The following is a 6,000-nucleotide window of genomic DNA, read 5'->3' on the forward strand; positions in this document are numbered from 1 at the left end:
TATGAATAACACTGATCGCGATCATTCGAATGGGAGAAAACGATGGCGGCGGACACCCTGGAAAGGACTGCATCTTCGGAGATCGATCCGTTCTCTCCTGATTTTTTTCGCAATCCATATCCGTTTCACGCCACTTTGCGCGATGCAGGGCCTGTCGTCTGGCTTGAGAAATGGGGTGTATGGGCGGTTACCCGATACGATCAGGTACAGGCTGTCCTAACCGACTGGCAGACTTATTGCTCCGGCGCCGGCGTCGGGATTGTCAATGAAAAGAAAGCCGGCGGATGGCGCAAGCCAAGCGCGCTGCTTGAAACGGATCCGCCAGAGCACACGGCCAATCGCGCGATTGTCGGGCGCATCCTGTCTCCGGCCGCTCTTCGCGCATTGCGTGCGACCTTCGAAACTGAAGCGGATGCGCTTGTGGAGCGTGCTCTTGCGGCTGGCGATATCGAAGGGATGACGGACTTTTCCGAAACATTCCCCATGAAGGTTTTCGCCGATGCGGTCGGCGTTCCGGTCGAGGGGCGGCATCATCTCATTACTTGGGGGAATATGGTTTTCAACGGCATGGGGCCGCGCAACGACCTGTTCGATCGTGCGATGGCCAATGCCGAAGAGGTGACGGCATGGGTGACGGCGGCCTGCAGGCGCGAGAACCTGACGCCCGGTGGGCTCGGCGCGCAGGTCTATAAGCATGTCGATGCCGGCGAGATCGAGGAAGATCACGCGGCGCTCCTCGTCCGCTCGTTCCTCTCTGCGGGCGTCGATACCACGACATTTGCTATCGGAAACGCGCTCTACTGCTTTGCGGCGCATCCGGATCAATGGGATGTGGTGCGCAACGAGTCCGGCAGGATGAAGCAGGCGTTCGAAGAGGTGATGCGCTTCGAGTCGCCGTTCCAGACCTTTTTCCGAACCACGACCTGCGATACGCAGCTTGCCGGAACGCACATCCCGAGCGACAGCAAGATCCTGGTCCTGGTCGCGGCGGCAAATCGCGACCCTCGCAAGTGGAAAGATGCCGATACATTCGACATCTCCCGCAGCACCGCGGGTCATGTTGGTTTTGGTGCGGGAATTCACGGATGCGTCGGGCAGATGATTGCCCGGCTGGAAGTGGAGGTGCTGCTTACCGCGCTTGCGCGGCGGGTCAAGCGAATCGAACTCCGCGGTGAGCCCGTGCGTTTGCTTCACAACACATTGCGCAGCTTTGAAAAGCTGCCGGTCCGTTTTCACGCTTGAGACGCCATGCCTTCAATCACTTTCATTCACGCTGATGGAGCGCGGGAGAATTTCGACATTCCTGTCGGGACAACCATCATGCATGGGGCTTTGTCCGCGGGACTTGATGGAATTGTCGGCGAGTGCGGTGGATCGGCGATGTGTGCCACCTGCCATGTCTATATCGCAAATGAAGAGCAGGCGAAGAGAGCGCTTCCACCGGTAAGCGCGGTCGAAGATGCGATGCTCGATTCTGCTGCTGCCGAACGTACTGTCGAAAGCCGTCTCGGGTGTCAGCTTTCCGTGACGGATGCATTCGACGGACTTGAGATCAAACTCCCGGAGAGGCAGTTGTGACTCTTCCTGCGTCCGTGGTGATTGTGGGCGGTGGTCAAGCTGGTCTGCAAACAGCTGGCTCGCTACGCGATGGCGGATTCGCCGGCGACATCACCATGGTCTGCGCGGAAACGCACTATCCGTATCAGCGTCCGCCTCTATCCAAGGCAGGATTGGAGACGGAAGGATTTGTCCCAACGATCCGGCTGCCGAAGTTCTTCGATGATCGGCAGATCAAGATTCATCTGGGTGAGCATGCCGTCGGCATTGATCGCAACATGTTGAGCGTTTCGACAGCGTCCGGGCTGGAATTCCAGGCTGGCCATGTGGTCCTTGCCACCGGCGCAAGCAATCGTCGGCTTCCAATTCCGGGCGAATATCTGCGCGGCATCTTTTATTTGCGCACCGTTGGCGATGCCGACTCATTTCGGAAGGCTCTGAATCAAGCCAAGCGTCTTGTAATTATTGGAGCGGGATTCATCGGCCTGGAAGTCGCCGCGGTCGCCCGCAAGCGCGGCATCGCCACGACCGTGATCGATATCGACTCCCGCCCGATGGCGCGGGCCATCAGCCAGCAGATGTCGGACTATTTTCTCGATCTTCATACGGCAGCCGGCGCTGAAATTCTTTTGAATCGGGGCGTGTCGGAAATCGAGGGCACGAATGGTGAAGTTCGGGCCGTGCGGCTCAGCACCGGAGAGTGCATCGCTGCCGATCTTGTCCTGATAGGTGTGGGCGCAACGCCGAATGTCGAGCTGGCGGTCATGGCCGGTCTGGATGTCGAGAACGGCATCGTAGTTGACGAACATCTGACGACCAGCGATCCGAATATTTCGGCGATCGGGGACTGCGCGTCGTTTCCCGCCTCGCACGGGCAGCGCACACGGCTCGAGTCTGTTCAGAATGCAACGGACCAGGCACGAAGCGTTGCCGCGAAACTTCTTGGCACGCCGCGACCCTATACAAGTGTGCCCTGGTTCTGGAGCGATCAGGGGAATACCAAGCTGCAGATTGTAGGCTTGGTTGCAGGCTGTGACGAGGTGCTGGTGTCAGGCGACCCGCGCGAACACAGTTTCTCGATTTTCTGTTTTCGCGAAAAGAGGCTCGTTGGAATCGAGTCCGTCAATCGCCCGGCGGATCATATGGCCGGACGGAAATTGCTGCAGACTCGCGCGGCTATTTCGCCGGCGCAGCTTGTCGCCGCGAAGTTTGATGTGAAAGCGCTGGAATCCGACGTCCGTTCGCGCGAACAGGAGGCCTTGTAATGGCCAAGCATGATCCTGCGCAGGACGGGCTCACTGGCGGTATGGCCGGTGGATCACTTGCCCGATGCGGGTTTTTTCTGCTCGAGAGGATCGAAAGCGTTCACGTAAGGCACGATGGCCTGCATTTTTCGCAGGCAGACGATCAGTGTTTCGACTTCTTCGGGAGTCAGTTTGGACAGCAGCCGCTCCTCTCGCTCAAGCGCGGCAACAATGACCTTGTCATGGAGCGACTGACCGGCGCGCGACAGCTTGATCAGCCGCGATCTGTTGTCTTTGGGGTCGGGCATGCTTGTCGTCAGACCCTGTTTGTCGAGCGTGTCGAGACTTCGGCTGACAGCGCCTTTATCGAGGCCGATGGCATTGATGATCTGGATTGCGCTGATGTTCGGCATTCCGGCGAGCACGCCCATCACGCGCCATTCGGTGATGCCGAGTCCGAAGTGCTTCCGATATGTGTCGGAAGCGCCGCGCGAGAGTCTGTTGGAAATATAGGTGAAGAAGTAGGGAACGTGCCGCTCGAGGTCGAGCACCTGGCGTCCTTCTACCGTCAAGGCTCCCCGACGAACATTCTTCTTCACGAAAGGTGCTCCAAAATCGATCAAAACCATGGGCCTCTTAGCATGAGGCGCAGAAGATCGAAGTTGGTCTAGCTCAACCAGAAAATCATTTAAACGGCAAACAGGGAGTGAAACATGGAAAATATCAAGTATGCAGTGGCCATCGCGGGGCTGGCGGGCGCATTTGCCCCGGGACAGAGTTTGGCGCAGGAGCCGATCAAGATCGGTGTGGTGACGCCGCTCTCCGGCACGTATGCTGCCATTGGCCAACCCGTTCGCTGGGGATTGGAATTGGCTGCCGAGCAGATCAACGCCGCAGGCGGAATCAACAAGCGGCCGGTCAACCTGATTTTCGAGGATGAGGAAGCGAACCCATCGGTGGCGGTTCAGAAAGCCGAGCGCCTGTTCCAGGTCGAGAAGGTTGACTTCCTGACCGGCACCGTCAACTCCGGCTCGACCCTCGCGGTCGGCCAGCTCGCCGAGCGCAATAACAAGCTGGCGTCGACCACCGTTTCCTTCGCCGACTCGATCACCGGCGATAAATGTTCGCCGAACATGTTCCGCTTCAATGCGCGTGCGGAACAGCAATCCTTCGCGCTGACGAGCTGGCTTGGCAAAGACAAGCCGAACGCCAAGGTCTTCGCTGTCGGCCCGGACTATGAAATGGGGCGGTCCAGCGTCGCGGCCTTCAAGGCCGGCGCGGAGCGCAACAAGATCGCGGTGGTGGGTGAGGTTTTCGCTCCGCTGGATTCAAAGGACTACTCGCAATATCTCGGCCAGATCCGTGCGGCACGTCCCGATACGATCTACACCTCCGTTGCGGGCAACGACACTGTCAGGCTTCTCACGCAGCTTGATGAGTTCGGCATCTTGCGTTCGGCAAGCATCGTGGGCTCCTCGGGGACCATTACGTCCCAGAATATCGGCGCGATCGGAAAGTCGGCCGAAGGCTACATCACGGGAACTGGCTACTCGCCGAAAATCGATACGCCGGAAAATAAGAAGTTCGTGGAAGCCTACCGCGCCAAGTTCAAGGCCGATCCGGATCTGTTCGCGGCTGACTCCTACAGCCTGCTGTATGCCTACAAAGCGGCTGTCGAGAAGGCAGGAAGCGCGGAGACGGACAAGGTGCGTGATGCACTGCGCGGCTTGTCGTGGTCCACGCCATCGGGTCAGCGCACGATCCGGCCGGGAGACAACCAGACCATGCTGCCGATGTATATCGTGAAGATTAAGAACGGGCAGTTCGACGTGACCGGATCGGTTGCTGCGGAAGATGCTATCGGCCCGGATGCCTGCACGCGGTTCTGAAACATCGGACGCGGCGCGTGAATGCGCGCCGCGTTCGAATGTGTGCAGTCGGTATGTATGCCTTGAAGAAAATTGAACGGATTATCGGATGACAACGGCGTCAACAAAAAGACTGCAGGGCAAGGTTGCGGTTGTAACCGGTGCAGCACAGGGTATCGGGCGTACCTATGCCCTCGCGCTTGCGACCGCCGGCGCACGTGTGTGCGTCTCGGACATCGTGATGCCGGACGATACGGTCGCGGAAATCAAGCGGCAGGGCGGCGAGGCGATCGGCGTCGTTGCCGATGTCTCCAGCCAGGAATCGCTCAACAGGATGGTCGAACAAGGCAAAGCTGCTTTCGGCAAGCTGGATATTCTGGTGAACAATGCAGGGCTGTTCGGTTCGTTGAAGATGAAGGGCTATTCGGAGATTTCGATCGACGAGTGGGACAAGGTGATGGCGGTCAATGTCCGCGGCGTCTGGCAGGCGATCATGGCCGCCGTTCCCGCAATGACGGGCGGCGGAAAGATCATCAATATCTCGTCGGGGACGGCCTTCAAGGGCAGTCCCTATCTCCTGCATTATGTGACGTCGAAGGGCGCGGTGGTTGCGCTGACGCGAGCGATTGCGCGAGAACTCGGGCCGAGCAATATCTGCGTCAATGCGATCGCGCCGGGCCTTGTCATGAGCGATAACGTTCAGTCGCACCCGGACTGGCAGAACGCTGCCGCTTCGATTGTCTCAAGCAGGGCGTTGAAGCGAGATTCAAATCCGGATGATCTGATCGGAGCGCTTCTCTTTCTTGCATCGGACGATAGCGATTTTGTTACTGGCCAAACACTCGTCGTTGATGGCGGCTCGGTGATGCACTGACGGAAAACTGAGGCCTCATGATAGTGGAACGCGGACCCGGCAGAGTTCCGGATTTGTTCGATTGGCCGAGTGTTACTTAAAACTGGCTCCAGCCATGTTCTGGAACACTGCCGATGGTACATGCCTTCATATATAAAGGGGGCGTAACAATCGTCGCGCAATCAACAAGGCCATGTGACATGTTGGACAAAGTCTCGAAACTGAGCCTGAAGGATTCATCGCTGCTGCGCGACGCCTGCTTCATCGGCGGCGAGTGGATTGCGGCCGATGGCGGCGGGACGATCAAGGTGGATAATCCCGCCAACGGGGCCGTCGTCGGCACCGTGCCGAACATGGGCGCAGCCGAGACCAGGCGGGCTATCGACCTGGCGAACGCCGCATTGCCGGCGTGGCGCGCGAAAACGGCGAAGGAGCGCTCGGCGATCCTGCGCAAGTGGTTCGAACTGATGATGGCGAA

The 6,000-nt window shown here is 58.6% G+C and carries 7 protein-coding genes; 6 read left to right on the plus strand and 1 reads right to left on the minus strand.

The window, feature by feature from the left end; all coding sequences use genetic code 11:
- Positions 1-42: 42 nt before the first annotated feature.
- The 3 genes from J0H39_24200 to J0H39_24210 are packed head-to-tail and all read left to right on the plus strand — an operon-like array spanning position 43 to position 2,822.
- Complete coding sequence (locus tag J0H39_24200; protein ID MBN9499863.1) at positions 43-1,242, plus strand: cytochrome P450; 1,200 nt, start codon at positions 43-45, stop codon at positions 1,240-1,242.
- A gap of 6 nt (positions 1,243-1,248) precedes the next feature.
- A complete protein-coding gene (locus tag J0H39_24205; protein ID MBN9499864.1) occupies positions 1,249-1,578 on the plus strand; it encodes a 2Fe-2S iron-sulfur cluster binding domain-containing protein in 330 nt (109 codons plus the stop codon).
- Complete coding sequence (locus tag J0H39_24210; protein MBN9499865.1) at positions 1,575-2,822, plus strand: FAD-dependent oxidoreductase; 1,248 nt, start codon at positions 1,575-1,577, stop codon at positions 2,820-2,822. Before J0H39_24205 ends, J0H39_24210 begins: the two co-directional genes overlap by 4 nt.
- A gap of 53 nt (positions 2,823-2,875) precedes the next feature.
- Here J0H39_24210 and J0H39_24215 read toward each other — a convergent pair whose 3' ends face one another.
- Positions 2,876-3,430: a MarR family transcriptional regulator gene (locus J0H39_24215; GenBank protein ID MBN9499866.1), complete on the minus strand. Its 555-nt coding sequence runs from the start codon at positions 3,428-3,430 to the stop codon at positions 2,876-2,878.
- 84 nt (positions 3,431-3,514) lie between these two features.
- Here J0H39_24215 and J0H39_24220 point away from each other — a divergent pair, with 84 nt between their 5' ends.
- The 3 genes from J0H39_24220 to J0H39_24230 all read left to right on the plus strand — a co-directional run.
- A complete protein-coding gene (locus tag J0H39_24220) occupies positions 3,515-4,690 on the plus strand; it encodes an ABC transporter substrate-binding protein (protein ID MBN9499867.1) in 1,176 nt (391 codons plus the stop codon).
- An 88-nt stretch (positions 4,691-4,778) separates the two neighbouring features.
- Positions 4,779-5,543: an SDR family oxidoreductase gene (locus tag J0H39_24225; GenBank protein ID MBN9499868.1), complete on the plus strand. Its 765-nt coding sequence runs from the start codon at positions 4,779-4,781 to the stop codon at positions 5,541-5,543.
- A 179-nt stretch (positions 5,544-5,722) separates the two neighbouring features.
- The coding region (locus J0H39_24230; GenBank protein MBN9499869.1) for an aldehyde dehydrogenase family protein at positions 5,723-6,000 on the plus strand (278 nt) is incomplete at its 3' end.

It is taken from the genome of Alphaproteobacteria bacterium, from assembly GCA_017308135.1.
Classification (GTDB): domain Bacteria; phylum Pseudomonadota; class Alphaproteobacteria; order CACIAM-22H2; family CACIAM-22H2; genus Tagaea.